At 63.8% G+C, this 24,974-nt stretch carries 26 protein-coding genes and 3 pseudogenes; 19 read left to right on the top strand and 10 right to left on the bottom strand.

Going from position 1 to position 24,974, the window contains the following annotated elements:
- Window positions 1–46 precede the first annotated feature (46 nt).
- From rlmB to CU110_RS13990, 9 genes are all read left to right on the top strand, one after another.
- Complete coding sequence (gene rlmB, locus CU110_RS16345) at window positions 47–853, top strand: 23S rRNA (guanosine(2251)-2'-O)-methyltransferase RlmB (RefSeq protein WP_276317934.1); 807 nt, start codon at window positions 47–49, stop codon at window positions 851–853.
- A 147-nt stretch (window positions 854–1,000) separates the two neighbouring features.
- Window positions 1,001–1,381, top strand: coding sequence for a 30S ribosomal protein S6 (rpsF, locus tag CU110_RS14025; protein ID WP_065392636.1), 381 nt, complete (start codon window positions 1,001–1,003; stop codon window positions 1,379–1,381).
- A 26-nt stretch (window positions 1,382–1,407) separates the two neighbouring features.
- Window positions 1,408–1,635, top strand: a complete 228-nt coding sequence (gene rpsR / locus CU110_RS14020) for a 30S ribosomal protein S18 (protein WP_024952281.1) — start codon at window positions 1,408–1,410, stop codon at window positions 1,633–1,635.
- Between the two features lie 12 nt (window positions 1,636–1,647).
- Window positions 1,648–2,502 (top strand): hypothetical protein, encoded by an 855-nt coding sequence (locus CU110_RS14015; RefSeq protein WP_084209830.1) that lies wholly within the window; start codon window positions 1,648–1,650, stop codon window positions 2,500–2,502.
- A gap of 12 nt (window positions 2,503–2,514) precedes the next feature.
- The gene (gene rplI / locus CU110_RS14010) at window positions 2,515–2,961 is read left to right on the top strand and encodes a 50S ribosomal protein L9 (protein WP_065392637.1); all 447 of its coding nucleotides are present in this window, start codon (window positions 2,515–2,517) and stop codon (window positions 2,959–2,961) included.
- A gap of 213 nt (window positions 2,962–3,174) precedes the next feature.
- The gene (dnaB, locus tag CU110_RS14005) at window positions 3,175–4,554 is read left to right on the top strand and encodes a replicative DNA helicase (RefSeq protein WP_077379359.1); all 1,380 of its coding nucleotides are present in this window, start codon (window positions 3,175–3,177) and stop codon (window positions 4,552–4,554) included.
- An 86-nt stretch (window positions 4,555–4,640) separates the two neighbouring features.
- Window positions 4,641–4,928, top strand: coding sequence for a hypothetical protein (locus tag CU110_RS14000; protein ID WP_043334752.1), 288 nt, complete (start codon window positions 4,641–4,643; stop codon window positions 4,926–4,928).
- 26 nt (window positions 4,929–4,954) lie between these two features.
- Entirely contained in the window at window positions 4,955–6,196 is a 1,242-nt protein-coding gene (locus CU110_RS17320) for an EAL domain-containing protein (RefSeq protein ID WP_127736395.1), read from the top strand.
- A complete protein-coding gene (locus CU110_RS13990) occupies window positions 6,132–6,395 on the top strand; it encodes a DUF6482 family protein (RefSeq protein ID WP_240665401.1) in 264 nt (87 codons plus the stop codon). The genes CU110_RS17320 and CU110_RS13990 overlap by 65 nt, the downstream gene beginning before the upstream one ends.
- Window positions 6,396–6,410: 15 nt before the next feature.
- Here CU110_RS13990 and CU110_RS13985 read toward each other — a convergent pair whose 3' ends face one another.
- Entirely contained in the window at window positions 6,411–6,797 is a 387-nt protein-coding gene (locus tag CU110_RS13985; protein WP_084209406.1) for a DUF393 domain-containing protein, read from the bottom strand.
- A complete protein-coding gene (locus CU110_RS13980; protein WP_240499611.1) occupies window positions 6,794–8,470 on the bottom strand; it encodes a cryptochrome/photolyase family protein in 1,677 nt (558 codons plus the stop codon). Before CU110_RS13980 ends, CU110_RS13985 begins: the two co-directional genes overlap by 4 nt.
- A gap of 183 nt (window positions 8,471–8,653) precedes the next feature.
- Between CU110_RS13980 and hemH the strand changes: the two genes are divergently transcribed.
- Window positions 8,654–9,643, top strand: a complete 990-nt coding sequence (gene hemH / locus CU110_RS13975; protein WP_084209405.1) for a ferrochelatase — start codon at window positions 8,654–8,656, stop codon at window positions 9,641–9,643.
- Between the two features lie 25 nt (window positions 9,644–9,668).
- Here the strand turns inward: hemH and CU110_RS13970 are convergent, their stop codons facing one another.
- The 6 genes and pseudogenes from CU110_RS13970 to CU110_RS13945 form a co-directional block, all read right to left on the bottom strand.
- Complete coding sequence (locus CU110_RS13970) at window positions 9,669–10,070, bottom strand: Na+/H+ antiporter subunit G (RefSeq protein WP_077378827.1); 402 nt, start codon at window positions 10,068–10,070, stop codon at window positions 9,669–9,671.
- A gap of 18 nt (window positions 10,071–10,088) precedes the next feature.
- A complete protein-coding gene (locus tag CU110_RS13965) occupies window positions 10,089–10,358 on the bottom strand; it encodes a K+/H+ antiporter subunit F (protein ID WP_077378830.1) in 270 nt (89 codons plus the stop codon).
- Complete coding sequence (locus tag CU110_RS13960; RefSeq protein ID WP_077378833.1) at window positions 10,352–10,852, bottom strand: Na+/H+ antiporter subunit E; 501 nt, start codon at window positions 10,850–10,852, stop codon at window positions 10,352–10,354. Before CU110_RS13960 ends, CU110_RS13965 begins: the two co-directional genes overlap by 7 nt.
- The gene (locus CU110_RS13955; RefSeq protein ID WP_084209404.1) at window positions 10,849–12,390 is read right to left on the bottom strand and encodes a monovalent cation/H+ antiporter subunit D; all 1,542 of its coding nucleotides are present in this window, start codon (window positions 12,388–12,390) and stop codon (window positions 10,849–10,851) included. Before CU110_RS13955 ends, CU110_RS13960 begins: the two co-directional genes overlap by 4 nt.
- Window positions 12,391–12,418: 28 nt before the next feature.
- Window positions 12,419–12,745, bottom strand: a pseudogene (locus CU110_RS13950) (Na+/H+ antiporter subunit C); the annotation flags it as partial.
- The gene (locus tag CU110_RS13945; RefSeq protein ID WP_084209403.1) at window positions 12,745–15,537 is read right to left on the bottom strand and encodes a monovalent cation/H+ antiporter subunit A; all 2,793 of its coding nucleotides are present in this window, start codon (window positions 15,535–15,537) and stop codon (window positions 12,745–12,747) included. The gene CU110_RS13945 and the pseudogene CU110_RS13950, both read right to left, overlap by 1 nt.
- 474 nt (window positions 15,538–16,011) lie before the next feature.
- Between CU110_RS13945 and CU110_RS13940 the strand changes: the two genes are divergently transcribed.
- Complete coding sequence (locus CU110_RS13940; protein WP_127736389.1) at window positions 16,012–16,548, top strand: deoxyribodipyrimidine photo-lyase; 537 nt, start codon at window positions 16,012–16,014, stop codon at window positions 16,546–16,548.
- Here CU110_RS13940 and CU110_RS13935 read toward each other — a convergent pair.
- Window positions 16,440–17,165: a 16S rRNA (uracil(1498)-N(3))-methyltransferase gene (locus CU110_RS13935; protein WP_084209828.1), complete on the bottom strand. Its 726-nt coding sequence runs from the start codon at window positions 17,163–17,165 to the stop codon at window positions 16,440–16,442. The genes CU110_RS13940 and CU110_RS13935 overlap by 109 nt on opposite strands.
- A gap of 84 nt (window positions 17,166–17,249) precedes the next feature.
- Here CU110_RS13935 and phaR point away from each other — a divergent pair, with 84 nt between their 5' ends.
- The 6 genes and pseudogenes from phaR to coq7 all read left to right on the top strand — a co-directional run bounded on the left by phaR (window position 17,250) and on the right by coq7 (window position 22,394).
- Window positions 17,250–17,720 carry a polyhydroxyalkanoate synthesis repressor PhaR gene (gene phaR, locus CU110_RS13930; RefSeq protein ID WP_127736386.1) on the top strand — a complete coding sequence of 157 codons (471 nt, stop codon included), beginning with the start codon at window positions 17,250–17,252 and terminating at the stop codon, window positions 17,718–17,720.
- 120 nt (window positions 17,721–17,840) lie between these two features.
- Complete coding sequence (purD, locus tag CU110_RS13925) at window positions 17,841–19,133, top strand: phosphoribosylamine--glycine ligase (RefSeq protein WP_084209400.1); 1,293 nt, start codon at window positions 17,841–17,843, stop codon at window positions 19,131–19,133.
- Window positions 19,134–19,213: 80 nt separating this feature from the next.
- The gene (locus CU110_RS13920) at window positions 19,214–19,669 is read left to right on the top strand and encodes an acyl-CoA thioesterase (protein WP_077378853.1); all 456 of its coding nucleotides are present in this window, start codon (window positions 19,214–19,216) and stop codon (window positions 19,667–19,669) included.
- Window positions 19,669–20,538, top strand: a pseudogene (locus CU110_RS13915) (phosphoribulokinase); the annotation flags it as partial. The gene CU110_RS13920 and the pseudogene CU110_RS13915, both read left to right, overlap by 1 nt.
- A gap of 649 nt (window positions 20,539–21,187) precedes the next feature.
- Window positions 21,188–21,529, top strand: a complete 342-nt coding sequence (locus CU110_RS13905) for a histidine triad nucleotide-binding protein (RefSeq protein WP_084209399.1) — start codon at window positions 21,188–21,190, stop codon at window positions 21,527–21,529.
- 199 nt (window positions 21,530–21,728) lie between these two features.
- Entirely contained in the window at window positions 21,729–22,394 is a 666-nt protein-coding gene (gene coq7, locus CU110_RS13900) for a 2-polyprenyl-3-methyl-6-methoxy-1,4-benzoquinone monooxygenase (RefSeq protein WP_084209398.1), read from the top strand.
- Between the two features lie 58 nt (window positions 22,395–22,452).
- Here coq7 and CU110_RS13895 read toward each other — a convergent pair whose 3' ends face one another.
- Window positions 22,453–22,806, bottom strand: coding sequence for a hypothetical protein (locus CU110_RS13895; protein ID WP_084209397.1), 354 nt, complete (start codon window positions 22,804–22,806; stop codon window positions 22,453–22,455).
- Window positions 22,807–22,834: 28 nt separating this feature from the next.
- Here CU110_RS13895 and CU110_RS13890 point away from each other — a divergent pair.
- Together CU110_RS13890 and CU110_RS13885 are read left to right on the top strand one after the other, a co-directional pair.
- Window positions 22,835–23,494 (top strand): annotated as a pseudogene (locus tag CU110_RS13890) (response regulator transcription factor); the annotation flags it as partial.
- Window positions 23,495–23,516: 22 nt separating this feature from the next.
- Window positions 23,517–24,881 carry a HAMP domain-containing sensor histidine kinase gene (locus CU110_RS13885; RefSeq protein WP_077378875.1) on the top strand — a complete coding sequence of 455 codons (1,365 nt, stop codon included), beginning with the start codon at window positions 23,517–23,519 and terminating at the stop codon, window positions 24,879–24,881.
- The last annotated feature ends 93 nt before the right edge of the window (window positions 24,882–24,974 follow it).

The following is a 24,974-nucleotide window of genomic DNA, read 5'->3' as shown; positions in this document are numbered from 1 at the left end:
ACGTGGCGGGGCTCGCAGAGGTGGCGCTCGCACTGGCGCACCGAAGATCCCCGGTGGCCTGGAAGCCGTCTATGGTGTGCACGCCGTGGAAGCCTTGCTGGCACGCGGCCGCGCGCCGAGCGAGCTGTGGGTGCAGGCAGGCGAGGCCGAGCTGCGTCTGAACGAGATCGTCGAGCAGGCGCGTGCCGCCGGTTCACGCGTCATCTTGAAGGCGCGTGAGGAGCTGGATGCGCTGTCCACCGGCGGTGGTGCCCATCAGGGGCTGGTCGCTCTGTGCGCGCCGCTCGCCACCGAGAACGAGACTGGCCTCAAGCTGCGCCTCGATGGCTGGTCCCATGAGGAAGCGCCGCTGTTTCTGGTGCTGGATTCGGTCACGGATCCGCACAACCTCGGGGCCTGTCTGCGCAGCGCCGATGCCGCCGGTGCCCATGGTGTCATCGTGCCCAAGGACAAGTCCGCCTCCCTGAACGCGACCGTGCGCAAGGTCGCCTGTGGGGCAGCGGAAGTGGTGCCGGTCTATCAGGTCACCAACCTGGTCCGCACGCTGGATGCCATGAAGGAAGCCGGTGTCTGGGTGCTGGGTACGGCTGGCGAAGCCGAGGCCATGGCCTTCGAGGCCGATTTCACCGGGCCGGTGGCCATCGTGATGGGCGCTGAGGGCAAGGGCATGCGTCGGCTGACGCGCGAGCACTGCGACAGCCTGATCAAGCTGCCGATGGCGGGCAGTGTCTCGAGTCTGAATGTCTCGGTCGCGGCCGGTATCTGCCTGTTTGAAGCCGTTCGACGTGTCGCTTGCCAAGCCCTTGACACCTCTCTACAATACTGCGGTTCTGTGAAGTGCAGTCTGCAGTGAATGCGCGGCATGGGGGCACCTGTCCTCGCCCGCGCGCGTTGTACGTGGCTTTCGAGCCCGAATGACACAACCGTAGTAATCACTCCACTCCTTGCTTCCCGGCCCGAGACGCGCCGTGGAGGCTGTCAAACCGAAAGGAGCCAAGCCATGCGTCACTACGAGATCGTGTTCATGGTCCACCCGGACCAGAGCGAACAGGTTCCGGCCATGATCGAGCGTTACACCTCCATCGTGACCGAAGCCGGCGGTACTGTGCATCGTCTGGAAGATTGGGGTCGCCGTCACCTGGCCTACCCGATCAACAAGATCCACAAGGCCCACTACGTGCTGATGAACGTCGAAACTACCGGTGAAGTGGTCGAGGAACTCGAGACCATCTTCCGTTTCAACGACGCCGTCATCCGTAACCTGGTTGTGCGTGCAAAGGAAGCGGCCATCGAGCCGTCTCCGATGATGAAGCCGGCTGAAGAGAAGCGTCCGCGTCGCGAAGACAAGCGTGACGAAGCCGAAACTCAAGACGCTAACTGATACCGCACCCCCAGGAGGTCATTGCAATGGCACGTTTTTTCCGTCGTCGCAAGTTCTGCCGCTTCACCGCTGAAGGCGTGAAGCAGATCGACTACAAGGACATCGAAGTCCTGAAGTCTTACATCACCGAGACCGGCAAGATCGTCCCGAGCCGCATCACCGGCACCAAGGCGCGTTATCAGCGTCAGCTGGCGACTGCCATCAAGCGTGCGCGCTACCTGGCACTGCTGCCGTACAGCGACAGCCACCAGTAAGGCGACACCATGATGCTGGCATTGGCACGTTGGGCCATGCGCGGACCGTTGCAGTGCATCGCGATTGCACTGCTGACGGGTCTTCTGCCCTGGTTCTTCTGGTTCAGTGCCTCCATCAGTGCGCTGGTCACGCTTCGGCGTGGCCTTGCGCCAGCCGCACCCGTGTTCATCGCCGCTGCCATTCCGGCAGGCTGGTGGTGGACACAAGGCGATCCGGTGCCATTGGCGACCGTGTTGCTGGTCACGTTGATGGCAACCCTGCTGCGTGCTCGCATGCGATGGGGGGAGGCGCTGATTGGCGCCAGCCTGACAGCGGCAATGATGGTGCAGTCCGGGATATTCCTGCCACCAGGCGGGGCTGGTCCACTGCTTGAGAGCATTCGTCAGAATGCCCCTGAGCTTGATGCACGCTTGAGCGACTTTGCCGCTCAAGGTGTGCCGACTGAACAGCTCGCAGGGTTGGTCATCGGCGGTATTACCGGGTTGGTGGTCCTGCTGGCCGCCACGGCCTGTCTGGCCCTGGCGCGCAGTTGGCAGTCCGGGCTCTACAATCCGGGTGGATTTCGTCACGAGTTTCATGCCTTCCGGCTGAGCCCGCGAGAAGTCCTGATACTGGCAGCCTGCGGCATCATCGGGGTCTTCCTCGATGTGCCTGCAGTGCTCCTGCTGATCTGGATACCGTTGTTCGTGGCCGGCATTGCCCTGGTGCATGGCTATATCGGGTTAAAGGGGATGAGCGGGTTATGGTTGGTCGGCGTCTACTTTCTGCTGCTGACGACCTGGCCCACGATTCTGATTTTGCTGCTGCTGGCTCTTGTTGACGTCTTTGCGGATCTTCGCGCACGTCTTGCTGGCAGTCATCGATAAGAGGTTTACGAGATGCAAGTCATTCTGCTCGACAAGATTGGCAAGCTGGGCAACCTGGGTGACCAGGTGTCCGTCAAGGCTGGTTTCGGTCGCAACTATCTGCTGCCGTACGGTCTGGCTGTTCCGGCCACTGCCGAAAACCAGGCGGCTTTCGAAGCTCAGCGCGCTGAGCTGGAAGCACAGGTTGCAGAGCGCAAGGCCGAAGCTGAAGCGCGTGCCGCTCAGCTGAACGAAATCGAACTGTCCCTGGTCGCCAAGGCTGGCGAAGAAGGCAAGCTGTTCGGTTCCATCGGTCCGCGTGATCTGGCCGAAGCCATCGCCCAGTCCGGCATCGACATCGCCAAGAGCGAAGTCCGCATGCCGGAAGGCCCGCTGCGCAACACTGGCGAATACGACATCGTGCTGCAGCTGCACGCTGAAGTGACTGCCACTGTTCGTGTGGTCGTGGTCGGCGAGTAATCGCTGATCCGTGGTGGTTGCCCGGTGATCCGGCGCTGTCACCACCTGCACGCGGGCAGGGCGGTGACAGGCAAAATCCGGTAGAATGCCTGCCCCCGTGAGGTAGAGCATCATGTGCGGTCGCGATGGTTGGCAGGCTCGCGGCGATGCACGAAAATGGAGGTTCCCGCGGGCGTGTCAGTCATCAGCAGGAGTCAGCCAGGCATGAGCGAGATGCAGGATCAGGATCGCGAGACGGCGGCGCTCAAGGTGCCCCCCAATTCGCTGGAGGCCGAGCAATCGGTCCTCGGCGGTTTGATGCTGGACAACAGCGCCTGGGACACGGTGTCCGAGCGACTGGTGGCCGACGACTTCTATCGCTACGAGCATCGTCTGGTCTACAACGCCATGTCCCAGCTGGTGGGCAGCAGCCGGCCGCTGGATGTGGTCACGTTGTCCGAGTTGCTGGAAAGCCGTGACCAGCTGGAGTCGGTCGGCGGGCTTGCGACCCTCGCCGAGCTTGCGCGCAATACGCCCTCGGCCAGCAACATCAAGGCCTATGCCGACATCGTTCGCGAGCGCGCGACGCTGCGCAAGCTGATCCAGGCGGCCAACCAGATCGCCGAGAGCTCCTTCAGCCCTCAGGGGCGAGACGCCGATGAGCTGGTCAACGAGGCCGAGCGTCTGGTGTTCCAGATCAGCGAATCACGCCCCAAGAGCGGCGGCCCCAAGGGCATGAGTCAGCTGCTGACCGGCGCGGTGGACCGCATCGATGAGCTGTTCAATCTCAAGGGCCAGATGACCGGCCTGTCGACCGGCTTCCGGGACCTGGATGACATGACCTCCGGTCTGCAGCCATCGGACCTGGTGATCATCGCGGGGCGCCCCTCGATGGGCAAGACCACCTTCGCCATGAACCTGGTCGAGCATGCCGTGGTCTCCGGCGACAAGCCGGTGGCCGTGTTCTCGATGGAGATGCCGGCCGAATCGCTGATGCTGCGCATGATCTCCTCGCTGGGCCGCATCGATCAGACCAAGGTGCGTACCGGTCAGCTGGATGACGAGGATTGGCCGCGGCTGACCTCGGCGGTCAACCTGCTCAAGGACAAGCAGCTGTTCGTCGATGACACGGCGGCCCTGTCGCCCAACGAGATGCGCTCACGCTGTCGCCGCATGGCGCGCGAACACGGCGGCATCGGCCTGATCATGATCGATTACCTGCAATTGATGCAGGTGCCGGGGCTGTCCGAGAACCGTACTGCCGAGATCTCCGAGATCTCGCGCTCGCTCAAGGGTCTGGCCAAGGAATTCGCTTGCCCGGTGGTGGCGCTCTCGCAGCTGAACCGCTCGCTTGAGCAGCGTCCCAACAAGCGCCCCGTGATGTCGGATCTACGTGAATCCGGCGCCATCGAGCAGGACGCCGATGTCATCGCCTTCGTCTACCGTGATGAGGTCTACAACAAGGACAATCCCGACAACAAGGGCTTGGCCGAGCTGATCATCGGCAAGCAGCGTAACGGCCCCATCGGCACCGTTCACATGGCCTTCATCGGCAAGTACACCCGTTTCGAGGACCTGGCGCCAGACAGTTATGGCCAGGCCTTCGCTGAATGACGTGATGCGCATGCGCATCAAACATGTACCCGGGCGGCGGCAGCGACGTCGCCCCGCAAGACCCGCACTGACGGGGAGGAGATAGCATGGCAGGTGGATTTGGGCGCGGACGCGCACGCACTCCCAAGCTTCAGGGACGCGGTACGCTGGAGAGCCTTGAGCGCGAAGGGCCTTTCAAGGAATGGCTGGGCATGCCGGATCTCTATCGCTTCACGCTGGTCGTGGAGGGCGAGAGCTACAGCTATCAGACCGAAGACAGTGAAGTGCCGGTCGTCGCGGGCGACATGGTGGTCTTCCGTTACAAGGAAACCAAGGCCGGCAAGTGGATCGACCGCAATTCCCTCGGCAAGGCCATCGACCCCAACTCGCTGTAAGCGAATCCGGCCAGGCGCTGGAGGCGTTGCTGCGTCTTCGCCAGTTGCGGATGCATTTCCAGCCCATCGTGGCGGCAGATGGCCGTGAGGTCTTCGCCTACGAGGCACTCGCGCGAGCTGCTGCAGGATGCAGCTTGCGCTCACCGATGGCGATGCTCGAGGCGGCTCGCCAGCATCGGCGCCTCGCCGAGCTGGACGGCCTCTGTCGTGAGCTGGCGCTTGAGCAATGGGCCGAGCAGGGCCTGAGTGAGCGCCTGTTCCTGAACGTGTCGCCGGAGGTGCTGCTGGACAGTGCGCATTCTCGGGGACTGACACGTCACCTCCTGCATCGCCATGGGCTGCACCCGCATCAGGTCGTCATCGAGTTGACTGAGCAGACCCCGGGGCTTGACCCGGCACTGATGCGTGAGGCCGTCTGCCATTACCAGTCGATGGGCTTCGCCATCGCGCTGGATGACCTCGGTGAAGGGTACGCCAGCCTCAAGCTGTGGTCGGCGGTTCAGCCTGACTTCGTCAAGATCGACCGACACTTCATCAGCGGTATTCATCAGGATTCGCTCAAGCGGCGTTTCGTGCGCTCGATCATCGACATCGCCCACGGCAGTGGCAGTCAGGTGATCGCGGAAGGCATCGAGCAGGAAGGCGAGATGGAATGCGTGTCCCAGCTGGGGGCTGAGTATCTGCAAGGCTGGCTGTTTGCGAGCGCCGAGGTGGACCCCGCTCGCCAGCGTGCCGGCCTCGAGCAGCGCCTGCATCGTCTGAGTCGCCGCCGGCATGCCGCGCCTCTGGCACTCGGTGCCGGCAGCCTGCTGCGGCAGGTGGCGCCGGTACTGCAGGATACCTGTCTCGAGGAAGTGGCCGAGCGTCTGCATGCCGAGCCGGAATTGATGGCGCTGGCAGTGGTGGACGCGCAGCAGCGGCCGATCGGCATGATCATCCGCCATCGACTGCTGGGATTGCTGAATCAGCGCTTCGGACCGGAGCTGCATGGACGACGGGCGATTCATGAGGTCATGCAGACCCATTCACTGCGTGTCGAGGAAGATGAGCCGCTCGAGCGTCTGTCGGCCAAGCTGCTCGGGCGCCGGGACATTTATCGTGACGAGGACCATGTCCAGAATTGCCGCTGCCTTCACACCTGCTGGCCTGCTGGTCAGCAACCTGAATGCGCTGATCGCCGAGTATCCGGCACTGGAGGCGCGCGTGATCAGTCATGCCGCCAGCCGCTTCTATCAGGTCCAGCTGGTACTGGAAGCGGGTGCCGATGAAGACGATGAGCGCAGTGAACTGTTGATGAAACGTGGCAAGCCGATGCTGTTCCGCTCGCTGGAGGATGTCTACAGCGAGCTCAGGCGCGCCGGTCTGTCACGCGCCTGGCTGGTATCGCAGGTGGCCAACGACGAGATGATCGGCCGACCGCCTCAGTACCATCAACCGTTGAGCTCGCGCATCCCCTTGAGCTTCTGAGTCAGCGTCTCTGAGTCAGCGTCTCCTCTGGGGGACCCAGCGGCCGATACGCTCACGGTGGCGGGCAAAGACCCGATAGCCCACATCCAGCAATGGACGCAGCCCCGGCAGCAATGACAGCCTCACCAGGCGCCGATAGCCGAGCACCGCATAGAGGGCTCGGCTGGCGTCCATGCCGACATACCACTCCCCGCGCGCATCCTGCACGTGCAGGCGCCCCATCATCGTCTCGAAGCTCAGCCCCAGAGCATCTGGGGAAAAGTCCTTTGCACGAATGTCGACCGTCCTGACCCGTTCCCGCCTCGGGTGTCTCGCCAGCCAGGCGACCTCCCGCTGGCACAGGGGGCACTTGCCATCGTGATAGAGCGTGACCGGTGCACTGGCCTGCCAGATGCGACTCATGAGGATTCCTTGTCGGTCGTGGAACTGGAGGGCGCGGGATGGTAACCCGCGCGATGGGCACCGCTACCATAGTCAGCGGCGCTGTCGAGTCGGGCGAGAAAGGCCTCGGCCTGTTGCAGCAATGCCTCGCGCTTTTCGTCCTTCATGCGTCGCCAGCTGCCATAGACCAGCGACATGCGCGGGTTGCGTGACAGTGATTCGCGATGGCGTTCGATGAAGTGCCAATAGAGACTATTGATGGGGCAGGCATGCGTGCCGGTGACCTTCTTCGGCGAGTACTGGCACCTGTCGCAGTGATTGGACATGCGATCGATGTACTTGCCCGAGGCACAATAGGGCTTGGAGCCCATCAGGCCGCCATCGGCGTGCAGCACCATGCCCAGGGTATTGGGCAGCTCCACCCACTCGCAGGCATCGACGTAGACCGCCAGATACCAGTCGCATAGCGCCTCGGGCTTCACGCCGCACAGCAGGGCGAAATTGCCGGTGACCATCAGGCGGCGGATATGGTGGGCATAGGCATGATCACGCGTACTGAGGATGGCTTGATCCACACAGCGCATGCCGCTGTCGCCGCGCCAGAAGACCTCCGGTAGATCCCGTGTCGCACTCAGGCGATTCTCCTGCTTGTAGCCGGGCATGCGTGTCCAGTAGATCCCACGCACATACTCTCGCCAACCGAGAATCTGCCGGATGAAGCCCTCGGCGGAATTGACCGGTACCTCGCCACGTCGCCAGGCATCATCGACGGCAGCGCAGACTTCGTGGGGACTCAGAAGCCCGATATTGAGCGCCGCGGAAAGCCGGGAGTGGAACAGGAAGGGGTCACTGTCATCGATGGCATCCTGATGGCGGCCGAAGTCTGCCAGGCAGTGCGCGAGGAAGTGAGCGAGATCGTCGAGCGCCTGGGCGCGGGTCACGGCCCAGTTGAAGTTGTCCAGATTGCCGAAATGACGCAGCTCGCCCTCGGCTCCCTCGCCGAAGCGGGTGTCCACCAGTGTCAGCACTTCGCGCGTCAGCGCATCCTGGCGGTGGTCATGCTGCGGTGGTGGCGGTGACTGGAAGTCGGCGGGAATCGGTTCGCGATTGTCATGATCATGATTGAACTTGCCGCCGGCGGGCTCGCTGCCTTCCATCAACAGGTCCGTGTCACGACGCTGTTCACGGTAGAAGTATTCCATGCGCAATTGCTTGCGTCCGTCGGCCCAGGTCGCGAACTGTGCCGGTGTGGTGAAGAAGCGGTGATCTTCCAGCACCACCCAGGGGATCTCGCCTTCCTCGCGGCGTGCGAGGAAGGCCTCCAGCAGTCGCCATTCCCCGGGGCGAGTCACCAGAATGCCGTCACACTGATGGAGCGCGGCCAGCCGCTCGGCTTCCAGGATCAGGGATTGACGATTGTCCGGGTCATCCAGGCGGCTTTCATGCACCTGCCAGCCGCAGTCGCGCAGCTCCTGTGCGTGATGGCGCATCGCGGCCAGCATCATCGCGATCTTGTGCGGATGGTGTGGCACGTAGCGGCCTTCCTCCTCGACCTCGCAGAAGGCGATCAGACTCTCGGCAGGTGCCTGCTTGAGGCTCGCAAGCTCGTGACTGAGCTGGTCACCGAGAATCAGCACCAGCGGGCGTGCGAAGTCGTGACGGGTGGCAAGTTGCAGAGTGGAGGTTTCGGGCACACTGACTCCGGTTGTGACAATAATTGTCGTAAAGCTGTACAAATCGTGATGATAGTATAACTTCATCCCTCACGCACAGGGCGAGCTGGTAACATGGCTGCGCTGTCGTGGCTGCGCTGTCGGTGAGGGTGGCTGGTTGCCGCTTCACCCCTTTTCTTGCCCCTTGTCAGGAGTTCATCGCCCATGAGCACCCCGCGTTTCGGCGTCATGCTGGTCAATCTCGGCACCCCTGAAGCCCCGACACCCAAGGCGGTGCGCCGCTACCTCGCGGAGTTTCTCGGTGATGTACGCGTGATCGACCTGCCGCGACTGCTCTGGCTGCCGATCCTGCATGGCCTGGTGCTGACGACTCGCCCCAAGAAGGTCGCCGAGGCCTATGCCTCGGTGTGGACGGAAGACGGCTCGCCGCTGATGGCGATCGGCAAGCGTCAACGTGCCGCGCTGGAGGCGCGTCTGGCCGAAACGCTGGGCGAGGAGATTCCGGTAGAGCTTGCGATGACCTACGGCAAGCCGACCATGGAAGAGGTGGGGCGCAAGCTGGCCAGTCGTGGGGCAGATCGCATCCTGGTGCTGCCGCTCTATCCGCAGTTCTCGCGGACCACGACTGCCGCGGTGTTCGATCGCCTGGCGCGCGCGCTCAAGCCGTGTCCGCACCTGCCGGAACTGCGCTTCGTGCGTGACTACCATGATCATCCTGACTACATCGCCGCGCTGGCCGCCAGTGTCCGTGAGCACTGGGAAAAGGCCGGGCATCGCGGCAAGCGTCTGTTGATGAGCTATCACGGCATCCCCAAGCGCTATGCGACGGCGGGCGACCCCTACCCACGCCAGTGCGAGCGCACCAGCCAGCTGCTGGCCGAGGCGTTGGGGCTTGGGGACGATGAGTGGGCGATGACCTACCAGTCACGCTTCGGCAAGGCCGAGTGGCTCAAGCCGTATACCGATGAGACGCTCAAGGCCTGGGGGGCTGAAGGTCTGGAAAGCGTCGACGTCATCTCGCCGGCCTTCGCGGCCGACTGTCTCGAGACGCTGGAGGAGCTGGAAGAGGAGAATCGCGGCTACTTCACCGAGTCCGGCGGGGGCGAGTTCCGCTACATTCCGGCGCTCAATGACCGTCGTGAGCATATCGATCTGCTAGAGGCACTGTGCCGCCAGCATGCTCAGGGCTGGTGACGAGCAGGGCAGGCATGAGGCCCGCTCAGGGCAGGCGCGATTCCGAGGCTTCGGCATTTGCCTCATCCGGTTCGTCTGATACTTCCAGACGTTCCGGCACGTTGCGGGTACGGATGTCCGCCACCAGCTTCTGATGCAGCGCGGCCTTGGACAGCAGGTGTGCGGTCACCGGGGCGGTGATGAACAGGAAGATGGTGATCAGCATCTCCTGGAAGCTGAAGTGACCGGTAGTGGCGCGGAAATAGATCATCGACGCCATCAGTACGCAGCCGACCCCCAGGGTGGTGGTCTTGCTGGGACCGTGCAGACGCATGTAGAAGTCCTTGAGGTGCGTCAGCCCCAGCGACCCGATGAAGGCGAACAGGCCGCCGGCGATCAGGAAGAAGGCGATCACGCCTTCCAGGACAGGATAGAACCAGGTGGGCATGGAGACTCTCCGCTCAGGTCATTCGATGATGTCGCCGCGCAGCAGATACTTGCAGACTGCCACGGTGCTGACGAAGCCCAGCATGGCGATCAGCAGCGCCGCCTCGAAGTAGGCCTTGCTGTTGAGCTGGATGCTGAACAGCACGATCAGCGCGATGGAGTTCACGTACATGGTGTCCACGGCGAGGATGCGGTCCGGCAGGTCCGGGCCGATGGCCAGCCGGAAGACGTTGAGCATCAGGGACGCCGCGAACAGCGCGATGCTGATCCACAGGGCGATGTCTAGCATTCGTAGATCTCCTTCAGCGGGCGCTCGTAGCGCTGGCGGATCTCGTCGATCAATGCCTGTTCATCCTCGACATCCAGTGCATGGATGATCAGATGGCGACCATCCAGCGTGAGATAGGCAGAGACCGTCCCCGGTGTCAGCGTGATGGTGCTCGACAGCAGGGTGATCGGGAACTTCTGCTCGAGCTCCAGCGGATAGCGCACGAAGGCCGGGCGGAATTTCGCACGCGGATTCAGGATGAGTCGCGAGACCTGCAGGTTGGCGATGATGATGTCCAGGATGACGCGCAGCAGGTAGCCGATCAGTCGCCACGGTTTCTGGAGATCCGGCTGCGGCTCCCAGAAACGATAGGTCAGTGCCGGGATGGCGATGGCCAGCACCGCACCGAGCAATATCTGCCCGGGCGAGACGCTGTTCTGCAGCATCAGCCACACGACCAGCAGCAGGGTCGAGAGCATCGGGGTGGGCAGAACGCGAGAACGAGACTTGATCATTGAGCGTCTCCCTTGAGCGGCAGAGCGGTTTCCGGTGCGGCGTCCTTGCCCAGAAGGGCATCGAGATAGGGGGCCGGGTCCGACAGTTGCTGTGCGGTGGCCTTGGTCCAATGCGAGACGGGACCGGCGAAGACGACCAGTGCCAGTGCGGCGGAGATCAGGCCGCAGGTCGCGATGCCGCGCGCGACACCGAGTCGTTCACCGCTGGGTTCACTGTTGCCGGTGCGCCAGAACACGCTGGAACCGGCACGCGAACAGGCCACGATCGAGCACAGCCCGGCCAGCAGCAGCACTGGCCACAGCCATACCTGCTGCTCCAGTGAGGCGGACGACAGGATCAGCGCCTTGCCGATGGCGCCCGAGAAGGGCGGCAGGCCCGCCGCGGCCGCCGTGCCGATCAGGAACAGTCCGCCCAGCAGGCCCGCCTGCAGCAGTGGCCGTGAGCGCACGATACGGGCACCGGCCTTGCCACGCTGGCCTGCCATCACATCCACCAGCAGGAAGAGGCCGCCGGTGACCAGGGTGGAGTGGATCAGGTAGAACAGCAGGGCGCTGTCCGCCGCGATGCTGTTCATGCCCAGCGCCGTCAGTAGCGTACCGACCGAGATCATCACCAGATAGGCCACCAGGGTGCGCAGGTCACGTGCCGAGAGCACGCCGAGCATCGACACGACCAGCGTGGCGAGCCCTGCCCACCACAGCCAGTCGCGACCGAGATCTGCCAGGGTGCCGGCGTTGTCGGTGAAGATCAGCGAGTAGACGCGCAGGATGGAATAGATGCCGACCTTGGTCATGATCGCGAACAGCGCCGCCACCGGCGCCGAGGCCGCGGCGTAGGCGCGGGGTAGCCAGAAATACAGCGGCAGCATCGCGGCCTTGAGGCCGAATACCACCAGCAGCAGCAGACCGCCGGCTTCCATCAGGCCGGCCCGTCCCGGGTCCAGCGTGGTGACGATGACGGCCATGTCGGCCATGTTCAGCGTACCTGTCACGCCGTAGAGGATGCCCAGCGCGATCAGGAAGAACGCCGACCCCATCAGGTTCAGCACCACGTAATGCAGGGCCGACAGCGTGCGAGCCTTGCTGCCGCCGTGCAGCAGCAGGGCGTATGAGGCGATCAGCAGGACCTCGAAGAACACGAACAGGTTGAAGAGGTCACCGGTCAGGAAGGCACCGTTGATCCCCATCAGCTGCAGCAGGAACAGGCCATGGAAGTTGGAGCCTGTCTCATCGATGCCCGCCGTGGCATACAGGCAGGCCAGCAGGCCCAGTACCGAGCTGAGCAGCACCATGGTCGCCGACAGGCGATCCAGCACCAGCACGATCCCGAAGGGAGGCTGCCAGTCGCCCAGCGCGTAGTAGCGAATGGTGTCGTCGTTGGCCTGAACGACCAGCGCGATGGCGATGGCCACCATGATGGCCTGGGTGATCAGGCTGATGCTGCGGCGCAGTACCGGCGATGAGCCGCGACTCAGCAGCAGGCAGGCGCCCACCAGCAGTGGCAGGACGATCGGAAGGACAATCAGGTGTTGCAGCATCACTTGCCATCCTCTTCTCTTTCGAGTCGTCCAGACGGTTGCCGTTGACGTGGTCACTGCCCAGGTCACCGCGCGCGCGCATGGCGAGGATGACCACGAAGGCCGTCATGGCGAAGCCGATCACGATGGCGGTCAGCACCAGCGCCTGGGGCAGCGGGTCCGCCGTGGGCGAGCCTGAGCCGACCACGGCGGGGGTGCCGTGCATGGCAAGCCCCCCCATGGAGAACAGGAACAGGTTGACCGCGTAGGACAATAGCGTCAGTCCGACCACGACAGGGAAGGTGCGCCCGCGCAGGGTCAGGTAGACACCGCAGGCGGCCAGCAGGCCGGTGGTAGTGGCGTAGAGGGCTTCCATCAGCTCTTCTCCTTGGTCGGGCGGTGCGGTGTCGTCAGCTTGCCGAGGTTGGCGAGAATCATCAGGGTCGCGCCGACCACGGTCAGATAGACCCCGAGGTCGAACAGCAGCGCGGTGGCCAGCTCTATCTCACCGATCACGGGAATCGTGAAGTGGCCGAACGATGACGTCAGGAACGGATAGCCGAAGACCCAGCTGCCCGCGCCCGTCAGGCCGGCGATCAACACCCCGGCCGCCGCGACCGGCTGGTAGGGGAAGCGCAGCCAGCGCTGTGTCCAGTCCACGCCGCGCGCGATGTAGAGCAGGATGATGGCCACGGCGGTCACCAGACCGGCGATGAAACCGCCGCCGGGTTCGTTGTGGCCGCGCAGGAAGATGTAGACCGAGACCAGCAGCGCCAGTGGCAGCAGGGTCTGGGACACGGTGGCCAGAATCATCGGGTGGCGGTCCGGCGACCAGTTGCGGCCATCCAGGTCAGTGGACGGCATGAACAGGCGCAGGCGGTTGAGCAGCTTGAAGATCGCCAGTCCGGCAATCCCGAGTACGGTGATCTCGCCCAGCGTATCGAAGCCACGGAAGTCGACGAGAATCACGTTGACCACGTTGTGGCCCCCACCGCCGGAGACCGCATTGGCCATGAAGAAGTCGGAGATCGATTCGACCGGGCGGGTCAGGATGGCGAAGTTGAGGCTTGCGACCACCACGCCGAAGGCGCTGGCGAGCAGGACGTCACGCATGATGCGTCGCGCGCTGGATTCCTTGGGTGTGCGCTGTGGCAGGAAGAACAGTGCCAGCATCAGCAGGATCATCGTCACCACCTCCACCGCCAGCTGGGTCAGCGCCAGGTCCGGGGCGGCAAAGCGTGCAAACGCCAGCGAGGTCATCAGGCCGACCACTGACAGCATCAGCAGGGAGATCAGGCGCTTGCGGTGAGTGATCGCGGTGCCCAGGCCGGCCAGGCCGGTGATCACGGCACCCGTCAGCAGCATGCCATCGAAGGGCTGCTGCTCAAGCTCTCCACCCAGGCGCGGCACGGCCAGCAGTCCGATGCCGACGAAGACCAGCGCGGTCAGGAGCAGCCACAGCATGTAGCGCTGCAGCGAACCGTTCTCGAAGCTGTCCATGAAACGCTCGGACAGTTTCACGACTCGCTGGACGTTGGCCTCGAAGACCAGCAGGGCGTTGCGCGCCCGGAACTGGCGCTGGAAGGCGTACAGATGGTGGCGCAGGGCGTAGACGGCGACACCGCCACCCAGCGCGATGACGCTCATCAGCAGCGGCAGGTTGAAACCGTGCCAGATGGCGAGACTGAAGTCCGGCACCGGCGCTGCCAGCACGCTGGCGGAGGCGCTCACCAGCAGGTCCTTGATCACCAGTGACGGCAGGATGCCCACCAGCAGGCAGATCAGCACCAGCACCTCGATGGGCAGCTTCATGTAGCGCGGCGGCTCATGCGGGGTCTTGGGCAGGTCCTTCGGCTCGCCATTGAAGAAGACGTCGTGGATGAAGCGCAGCGAGTAGGCCACCGACAGGATGCCACCGAGGGTCGCCAGCGCCGGAATCAGCCAGGAAAGACCGCCCAGCAGCTGGGCATCGAGGCTCTCGGCAAAGAACATTTCCTTGGACAGGAAGCCGTTGAGCAGCGGCACGCCGGCCATCGAGGCCGAGGCGACCATCGCCAGCACCGTGGTATGTGGCATGTAACGGTACAGGCCGTTGAGCTTGCGGATGTCACGCGTGCCACATTCGTGGTCGACGATGCCGGCTGCCATGAACAGCGAGGCCTTGAAGGTCGCGTGATTGATGATGTGCAGCAGGCCCGCGACGGCGGCCATCTGGCTGTTGAAGCCGAACAGCAGCGTGATCAGACCCAGATGACTGATGGTCGAGAAGGCCAGCACACCCTTGAGGTCCTGCTTCATCAAGGCGAACCAGGCGCCATACAGCAGGGTGGCAAGGCCCGTGAGGCTGACGATGTAGAACCAGAGATCAGTCCCCGAGAGCACCGGGTGCATGCGCGCCAGCAGAAAGACCCCGGCCTTGACCATGGTGGCGGAGTGCAGGAAGGCGGACACCGGTGTCGGCGCCGACATCGCGTGGGGCAGCCAGAACTGGAACGGGAACTGCGCGGACTTGGTGAAGGCGCCCAGCAGCACCAGTACCAGTGCGACAGGATACAGCTCGTGGGAGCGGATCTGGTCTGCTGCCGCGAGGACGTCATCGAACTGGTAGCTGCCGACGATATGACCGATGACCAGGATGCCGGCCAGCAGCGCCAGCCCGCCCGCACCGGTGACGGTCAGCGCCATGCGGGCGCCCTTGCGCGCCTCGCTCAGCTGATACCAGTAACCGATCAGCAGGAAGGAGCTGAGACTGGTCAGCTCCCAGAACACCCACATCAACAGCAGGTTGTCCGCCATGACGATGCCGAGCATCGCGGTCATGAACAGCATCAGGAAGCTGTAGAGGCGTGCCAGCGAGTCCTCGCTCGACAGGTAGTAGCGAGAATAGAGGATGATCAGCAGTCCGATGCCGAGAATCAGCAGGACGAACAGAGCTGACAGGCCATCGAAGCGTAGCGCCAGATCCAGCCCCAGTTCGGTGATCCACGGCAGGTAGAACTGGGCTATCTGGCCGGCGAAGACATCGCCGAGATGGAAGACGGCGATACCAAGTGCCAGGGCAGGGGCAACCGCCGTCAGCCAGGCAAGGCGGCCGCGGGGCAGGTCTCTGGCCATCAACGGCACCAGGGCACCGAGCAATGGCAGTAGCACGATCAACAGCAGGGTCATGGAAGACTCGCTCCAGTCGTTGTGGATTTCGGCCACTGGGTGCCGATAGGATAGGCGAGCGCATTGCAGGCTGCCGAGGTCACCGCCGCGGGCGGATCAGTCAGAAAGGGGAGGCGCACGGCACGAGGTGCCAGCATCCAGGTGGGGATGAGGTCCGCAGCGCGCCCCCGGCTGCCCGCGATGGGCAGACGGTGAAGATGCCGGGTTGGTGCGGTCATGTCATGTCTTGCGAGCATGGCCGTATTCCTCCTGAAGCCCCTGGATGACAAGTGTGTTTGCGGGTAGAGACACTTGCGCGATCTTGTTGAAAACATTGGTGGATCGTGACCTAACCTCTCGAATGTATCACGCACTTGCACCCCTCGCCAGCGCACGGGCGGCAGGTCGGATGAGGTCCCTGATCGGACAGCGTGTTGTACAGAGCGGGCTATTTATTGTACAAATATTATACGCCGATAACGCTTTGGAGCTCGCATGCGAGAGGCCATCAGCACGAATTCGGGCGGCCCACCGGAGACGTCACTTGTCTGGCTGCGTCATGACCTGCGTCTGGAAGACAACCCGGTATTCGCGCTGCCCAGTGTCCGTCGCCCCTATCAACTTCTGGTCATGTACGTGCTGGACCAGCGCTGGTTGACGCCTGTCGAGGGTCTGCCTCGCCTGGGACCTGCCCGCCTTCGCCTCCTCTGGCAGAGCCTGATGAACCTGCGTGGCATGTTGCTGCGCCGCGGCAGTGATCTGCTGGTGCGAGTGGGGGATCCCGTCAGCGAGGTGCTGGCCCAGGTCCGCCAGCATGACGTGGACTGCCTGGAAGTCAGTCATTCCCGAACCCCGGATGATGCCGGCAATCTTCAGCGTCTTGCCGCGCAACTTCCTGCCAGTACCCGGCTGCATTGCCACCCTCAGCCCAGTCGCGCCAGCAGCGCCGTGACTGCAGTCTCGACGCGCAGGATGCGCTCGCCGAGGTGTACGCCCTCGAAGCCGGCCTTCATGAACTGCTCTACCTCATAGTCCACGAATCCACCCTCCGGGCCGATGGCCAGGATCACCGGCTCACCCACCGCGCGTGGGCACTCCTGCGGCATGCCCGGGTGCGCGATGATGCCGCGCGGCTTCACGGCGCTCTCCGGGGCCATCAGGTCCGGCAGTCTGTCCTCCACGAATGGCTTGAACAATGTCTCCTGCGTGACCGTCGGCATGATGGTGTCGCGCGCCTGCTCCAGTCCCAGCACCAGATGCTGGCGAATCTTTTCCTCTTTCAGCTCCGGCGACTGCCAGTAGCTCTTCTCCACGCGCCGCGTATGCAGCAGGGTGATGTGCTTCACGCCCAGCGCCGTGATGTGTTCCAGCGAGCGCGCCAGCATGCGCGGGCGTGGCAGCGCCAGCAGCAGATGGACATCGAGTGGTGCCGGCGGCTGACGCTCCAGACGCAGACTGAATTCGGCCACCTCGGCGTCCAGCCGCTCCAGGCGTCCACGACCGATCAGCCCGCCTTCGATTCCCAGGGTCATCTCGTCACCGACAGCGGCACGATGCACCTCACGCAGATGGCGCAGTCTGCGCGGGTCCGTCACGCGTGCATGGTCGGAGGCGAGCAGGTCATCAGCGCCGAGCAGGATAAGGTTCATGGCGATACCGCGCGTGGAAGCGGCTTTCCTTGCAGTGCCCCCCCTTGAGTGCACAATGAAGAAAAATCGACAGGAGCTTGATCCGTGAGAGTCATCCGCAAATACGCCAATCGGCGTCTCTACGATACCGAGCAGAGCCGTTATGTGACCCTCGAGGACCTGCGCAGCCTGGTGCTGGCGGAAGAGGTCTTCAAGGTCGAGGACGCCAAGAGCGGCGAGGACCTCACGCGTACCATCCTGCTGACCATCATCATCGAGCAGGAGCAGGGCGATGGTGAGGCCGAAGTCTTCTCCAACGAGCTGCTGGAGCAGTTCATCCGCATCTATGCGATGGCCAAGCCATTGCCGCTGGCGGGGTATCTGGAGCAGGGCACGCGGCTGATGATGGAGCAACAGCAGCGCATGCAGGAGCAATGGTCCCAGGCCATGCGCCACTCGCCCATGGAAATGATGCGCGAAGTCGCCGAAGAGAATCTGCGCTTCTGGCAGCAGGCCATGGGGGGCGGCATCAACCGGGGCCGGACGAGCTCACGCTCTCACATGAAATCGCGTTGATGTGAAAAGGGGCGTCCCGAGGGGAGCCCCTTTCTGCCATAATGCGCAGCCTGACATTTCCTCGGTCGCCCGTGTCTTGCGGGCAGCCTTGATCCTCACTGGCTCATGAAGGTTGAAAAGATGAAGGTCCTGATCATCGGCGGCGGTGGCCGCGAACATGCGCTGGCCTGGAAAGCCGCCCAGTCCTCCCGTGTCGAGGAGGTCTTCGTGGCCCCCGGCAATGCGGGCACGGCGCGCGAGTCCAAGCTGACCAATCTGGCGATTGCCGCTGACGATCTCGATGCTCTGGTCGCCTTCGCGCGGGACAACGCCATCGAGCTGACCATCGTCGGCCCGGAAGCGCCGCTGGTGATCGGCGTGGTCGATCGCTTCCGCGAGGCGGGGCTCAAGTGCTTCGGTCCGACGGCCGGCGCTGCCCAGCTGGAAGGCTCCAAGGCCTTCACCAAGGACTTCCTGGCGCGTCATGCCATCCCGACCGGCGACTACGCCACCTTCGCCGAGGTCGATGCGGCGCTTGAGTACCTGGCCGCCCACCCGGCACCGATCGTCATCAAGGCCGATGGCCTGGCGGCGGGCAAGGGAGTGGTGGTCGCGATGACCGACGAGGAAGCTCGCGCCGCCGTGCGTGACATGCTCGAGGACAACGCCTTCGGTGATGCCGGTGCACGCGTGGTGATCGAGGAGTTCCTCGATGGCGAGGAAGCCAGCTTCATCGTGATGGTCGATGGCGAGAACGTGCTGCCGATGGCCACCAGTCAGGACCACAAGCGGGTCGGTGAAGGCGATACCGGCCCCAACACCGGTGGCATGGGGGCCTATTCTCCGGCACCGGTGGTCACCGCCGATGTGCACCAGCGCGTGATGGACGAGATCATTCTGCCCACCGTGCGTGGCATGGCGGCAGAGGGACATCCCTACACCGGCTTCCTGTACGCCGGCCTGATGATCGATGCCCAGGGCGCGCCGAAGATCATCGAATACAATTGCCGCTTCGGTGATCCGGAGACCCAGCCGATCATGGTACGTCTGAAGTCCGACCTGGTGGGGCTGTGTCTGGCCGCCGAAGACGGGCGCCTCGATACCCAGACCTGCGAGTGGGATTCCCGCGCGGCGGTCGGCGTGGTGCTGGCGGCAGGCGGCTATCCGGCCAGCTACCGCAAGGGCGATGTCATCACCGGGTTCGATGCTGCCGAGGCGACCGGTTGCAAGGTCTTCCACGCCGGCACCGCCGAAAAGGACGGGCAGGTGGTCACCAGTGGCGGTCGCGTGCTGTGCGTCACCGCGCTGGGCGACAGCGTGGCCGCCGCCACCGAGCGTGCCTACGAGGGTGTGGACGCCATCGACTGGCAGGACGTGCTCGTGCGACGTGACATCGCCTGGCGTGCCATCGCCCGTGAGCGTGGCGACGCCTGAGAGTCTGGTCATGTCGGTGTCGGCCGTGCGATAACCTTCATCATCACTTGTTCTTTCCGTCTCGCCGACGAGGAGTCCTCATGGAGCGTATTCGGCTCGAGTTCCCAGAGCAGCGCCTGGTGCATCGTCATGCGATGACGATTCGTGTCAGCGATATCAATTATGGCCAGCATCTGGGTCACGATAGCGTGGTCAGCCTGGCGCACGAGGCACGTGGCCAGGCCTGGCAGGCACTCGGCTTCCCGGAATGGGATGTCGATGGCCTCATGAGCATCGTCTCCGATCTGGCCGTGCAGTATCAGGGGGAAGGCAAGCTGGGCGATGCGCTGGTGGTGGAGACCGCCATGGACCCCGTGTCCGGCAAGGGACTGGGTGTCCATCATCGTCTGGTGCGGGTCGGTGACGGCAGTGTACTGGCCACCGTCAGGGTCGGGCTGGTGTTTGCCGGCCCCGACGGACTGGCCGTGCCGAGTGCACGTGTCAGTGACGAGATCGAGCGTACGGTCGCGGCGCTGGCCTGCGAGGTGGCGCGCTGATGTCGCGGGAGTATCCGATCATCGCCGTGACGGGCTCCTCCGGTGCGGGGACGACCACGGTCATGCGGACCTTCGAGCGCATGTTCTCGCGTGAGTCGATCCATGCCGCCTATGTGGATGGTGATGCCTTTCACCGCTATACCCGCGATGAACTGGTACGCATGTTCCAGGAGGCGCCGGAGCGCAAGCGCGAGCTGTCACACTTCGCGGTCGAGGCCAACCAGCTCGATCGACTGGAAGCGCTGTTTCTGGAGTATGGCGAGCAGGGCTCCGGCACGCATCGCCACTATATCCATGCCGAAGACAAGCGCATGATCGAGGCGGGCTACAAGGTCGGGACCTTCACCGAATGGCAGTCGCTGCCGGATTGCACGGACCTGCTGTTCTACGAGGGCCTGCATGGCGGGCTGGTGACGCCCGAGCATGACATCGCGCGTCATGTGGATCTGCTGATCGGCGTGGCACCGACCATGAACCTCGAGTGGATCCAGAAGATCGACCGGGACACCAAGCTGCGCGGGCACTCCCAGGAAGCGGTGGTCGATACCATCCTGAGCCGCATGGATGACTACGTCCGCTATATCCAGCCGCAGTTCTCGCGTACCCATATCAACTTCCAGCGCGTACCGACGGTGGATACCTCCAACCCCTTCGAGCCGCAGGACATTCCCACCGATGCCGAGTCGATGGTCGTCGTGCACTTCCGTGATCCGGGCAGCGTCGATTTCCCCTATCTGCTGGCGATGATCCAGGGCTCCTTCATGTCGCGCCCGCACACGCTGGTGGTGCCGGGTGCCCTGATGGCGCTGGCCATCGAGTTGATCATCACGCCGTTGGTCAGGAGTCTGCTGGCCCAGCGCCGCTTCCGCTCGGCCCTTGAGACGCGGCAGGATGCGTTTCTTCCACAGGCGCAATACCTGATTCAGGCGACCGCTGCGCATCAGCAGGCGAGCCTCGCGTGGCCGCAGCGGCAGCCCCAGCGTACGTTGCTTGAGCTTGAGGGAGTGGCGCAGGTCGAAGCGACGCATCATGCGCATCACACCGGCCGTGCCCGGCAGTCGCGGCAGCCGCACCGCCGAGGTGAAATCGATCAGTACCGGTATGCCATCGCGCAGTATGACGTTGGATCCGCGGATGTCGTTGTGTGCCATGCGGCGCTGATGCAGCTGCTGCACGACGAGAATCAGCTGCTGGCAGAGTCCTGGATGCGCCGCGGGATCCAGCTGCGCATCGCTCAGCAGAGGGCCGGGAATGTATTCCATGGCCAGTGCCAGCGGGGAGACGCGTGCGATGGCGCGCGGTGCATGCGTCCAGCCGGCCAGGCGGCTCAGCATCTTCAGTTCTCGACGGACCAGCCAGCGCGCGACCAGTGCCGCCGGGGTGCCGGCATAACGACGGTAGTCCTTGCATACCACCGTCTGGCCATCGAGGTGCGTGAGATAGACTTCCGCCTTGAGAAAGCCCTTGGCGCGCTGCAGAAAGTCCTCTGCCGCCGGTTCGCTTGAGGGAGAAGGTGTCATGGACTGTCTGTTCTGCAAGATCATCAATCGCGAGATTCCCGCCGATATCGTCTATGAGGATGAGGAGGTGCTGGCCTTCAATGACATCAACCCTCAGGCGCCGACCCATGTGCTGATCATTCCCAAGCAGCACATCGCCACGCTCAATGATATCGAGGAAAGCCAGCTGGCCACGGTGGGACGCCTGCAGTACACCGCCGCCAGACTGGCGAAGGAATACGGCTTCGCCGACGATGGCTACCGTGTGGTGATGAACTGCAATGAAGATGGCGGCCAGACGGTCTATCATATTCACATGCACCTGATGGGTGGTCGCCGCTTCACTTGGCCGGCTGGCTGAGCCGGCGTAGAGCAGGCGCCTGTACCGGCGGTTCGCGGGCAGGTAGCGGCTAGCGATATACAAGCGTGCGGCACACGGGCGCATACCGGGCATGACGTGAAAGCGTCATGCCCGGTCTTCAGCGTCACTCTGCCCCTTACCGTGAGTGGGGGCCTTGCGTAAGATGGTGGCATTGCTCACGCCGTGCAGGAGTTCTTACATGACGCACCCCACCGCCAGTCAGGCACAACGTCACCACAGTCGCGCCGACCAGTTGATCCATCAGTTCGATACCGTTCTGCGCACGCTGGTCCCTCATGCGGCTCAGCCGTCACGACCTACCCCGGCAGGCGATATCGTGGACAGCGAGATCAGTGATGCGGAGCGTCAGCATGCTGCCGGTCTGATGCGCATCAATCACACCGGTGAAGTCTGCGCCCAGGCGCTGTACCAGGGCCAGGGGTTCACGGCGCGTCTGCCGGAAACGCGCAGCCAGATGGAGCTTGCCGCTCAGGAGGAGATCGACCATCTCGCCTGGTGCGATGCACGTCTCGTCGAGCTGGATGCCAATACCAGCCTGCTCAATCCACTGTTCTACATGACGAGCTTTGCGCTCGGGGCAGCGGCCGGCGCCATCAACGACAAGGTCAGCCTCGGGTTCGTGGCCGCGACCGAGGAGCTGGTAGGCGAGCATCTGTCGAAGCACCAGCAGACACTGCCCGAGGGCGATCAGCGTTCACGCGCGGTGCTGCGGCAGATGGAGATCGATGAAGCGCATCATGAGCAATGGGCGCTGGAGGCCGGAGGACATCGCTTCCCGGGGCCGCTGAAGAGCGCCATGCGGCTGATGTCCAAGGTGATGACCGCCAGCGTCTATCGCGTGTGAGGGTCAGGCACCTGAGCTTGCCTGTGTAGCGTCAGGAATCGGTCATCGGTGTCGGGGCTTATTCCTTGACCTGGTACTCACCATCCAGCGTCGCGGTGCTGGTGCCGTCTTCACGTGTCGCATCCCGCGAATAGTTCTGGCGGCCGTTGGCCTTGTCCTGGGCTTCCTGCATGCGCTGTTGCATCTCGCTCATGCGCTTCTTCATGCGCCGGCGGATGAAGGGCAGCATGATGATGCCCAGTACCATCATGATCAGTGCCGCGAACAGGCTGAAGATCATGACGACACCGCCGATCAGCCAGGCAGCGACCAGCTTGAGGCCGGACAGGCCTTGAGAAGGACGCTGGTTGCCGGCGTTGGCCTGCCATTGGCGAGCCTGGTTCCAGAGAGTGTTGTGCTGTTGGCCTTGCATGTTGATTCTCCGCAATGGCCCAGAATTCATGAAGATATTGTTGGTGGAAGATGACATGCCGTTGGCCGAAGCGCTGATGGCACGCCTCAGTGAGGCAGATGTGCTGGTCGAGCATGCCGTCAATGGTGCCGATGCCGATTTTCTGGTGCAGACCGAGCGCTATGATGCGGTGGTGCTGGACCTTGGCCTGCCGGATGGTGATGGCACCCGCTGGCTGGCCCAGTGGCGTGAGGCCGGCATCGAAGTCCCGGTGCTGGTGCTGACGGCGCGTGAGCGCTGGTCGGACAAGGCGGCCGGCTTCTCTGCCGGTGCGGATGATTACGTGACCAAGCCCTTCGAGACGGCCGAGGTCATCTTCCGCCTGCGCGCGCTGGTGCGTCGCTCGCGCGGGCATGCCCATCCGGTGCTCAAGCTGGGGGATCTGGCCTGTGATACGCATGGCGGCACCGTCAGCCTGGCGGGGCGCCCCGTGTCACTGACGGCACAGGAGACGCGGTTGCTGATGCACCTGATGCATGCCGTGCCCGGCGTGGTGAGCCGTTCGGAGCTGGTCGAGCATGTCTATGATCGTGACCACGAACCCGACTCGAATGTCATCGATGTCCAGATCAGCCGCCTGCGTCGCAAGCTGGGGGCTGAGCGTATCGAGACCCTGCGCGGTCGCGGTTATCGCCTGCGCGACCCGGATGCCGAGCGGACGGCCGCGACGCATGAAGCCATTGTCCGTCGGCCGGCGACTGCTGGGTGGCTCGCTGGTCATCGCCTTGATCGTCATGCCGTTGACCGGTCTGGGGCTGGCGTGGAGCTTTCGGGATGCGGTGACGACAGCCTTTGACCAGCGGCTGCTGTCGCTGTCGAAGGTGTTGATCGCCGCGATCCAGTTCGATCGCGAGAAAGGCCGTCCGGGGCTTACGCGCTCGTTGGGTGATCCGCGTTTCGATCAGGCCTACTCCGGCTGGTATTGGCAGATTTCCGATCGCCACGGCAATGTGCTGACCTCGCGCTCGCTGTGGGATCAACGCCTGCCGATTCGCGATGAGATCAGTGCTGACGGGTTCCTGAGCCGGGATCTCGACGGGCCGCGTCATCAGTCGTTGCGCGCCATCGAGCGTGATATTCGCCTGCCGGGCCGCAGCCAGCCACTGCATGTGATGGTGGCGGCGAGTCGCAGCGAGGTGGACGCCGAGGTCGCGCGTTTCGAGTGGTTGCTGGCGGGAGCGCTTGTCGCGCTGGCGTCGTTGCTGGTGTGTGGTTCCGCCGCGCAGATCAGCTGGGGGTTGGCACCGCTGCGGCGGTTGCGGGCACGCCTCAAGCGGGTCGCGGAGGGTGAGGCGGACAGGCTGGAGGAAACACGCCTGCCACCTGAACTGACAGAGCTGACGCGCGCGATCAATGCAGTGCTGGAGCGAGATCAACGCCTGATCGAGCGTGGGCGTGCCGCGGCGGGCAATCTGGCGCATGCGCTCAAGACGCCAGTCAGTGTGCTCAAGGCCCAGTCCGAGCGCTTTGATGGCGAGGACCGCGCCCGCATCGATGCCGAATTGCGACGTATCGATGAGGCCGTGCGTCACCATCTGGCGCGGGCGAGTGCCGCGGGCGGTGCGCATCTCAGTGGGCGAGTCAGTCTGCGCGAGGCCGCCGGGCCGGTGTTCGATGGCCTTGGGCGCCTGGCGAGCCGGCGTGGCATCACTCTCAGCCTCGCGCTGGAGGATGATGCCGGTGTGCGCGTCGACCCGCAGGACCTGCAGGAGATGGTCGGCAATCTGCTCGAGAACGCGCTGCAATGGGCGCAGCAGCAGGTACGTGTGACCAGCGAGTCCCGCGATGGCGGTGTGCTGCTGGTCATCGAGGATGATGGCCCGGGCATGAGCGACGAGCAGAGCGCCGCCGCGCTGGGGCGTGGTGCACGTCTCGATGAGGGGCGCTCCGGTTCAGGACTCGGGCTTGCGATCGTGGACGACCTGATGGCGCTGTATGGCGGCGAGCTGAGGCTGGAGCGCTCCGCTCTGGGCGGCCTGGCGGCGCATGTCTGGCTGCCCAGCTCACCGCTGGTGGGGACCAAGCCCACGGCCTGATGGGGCTATCATCCCGATCCCGAGAGATGATTGGGCGTCACGCCAGCCGCACCGTATTCTAAGGGGGTTCGGCTGGCAGCCGGACGGGCTTCG

The sequence above is a fragment of the Cobetia sp. ICG0124 genome (genome assembly GCF_004006355.1).
GTDB lineage: Bacteria > Pseudomonadota > Gammaproteobacteria > Pseudomonadales > Halomonadaceae > Cobetia > Cobetia marina.
This window is presented reverse-complemented; position numbering and strand designations above follow the sequence as displayed.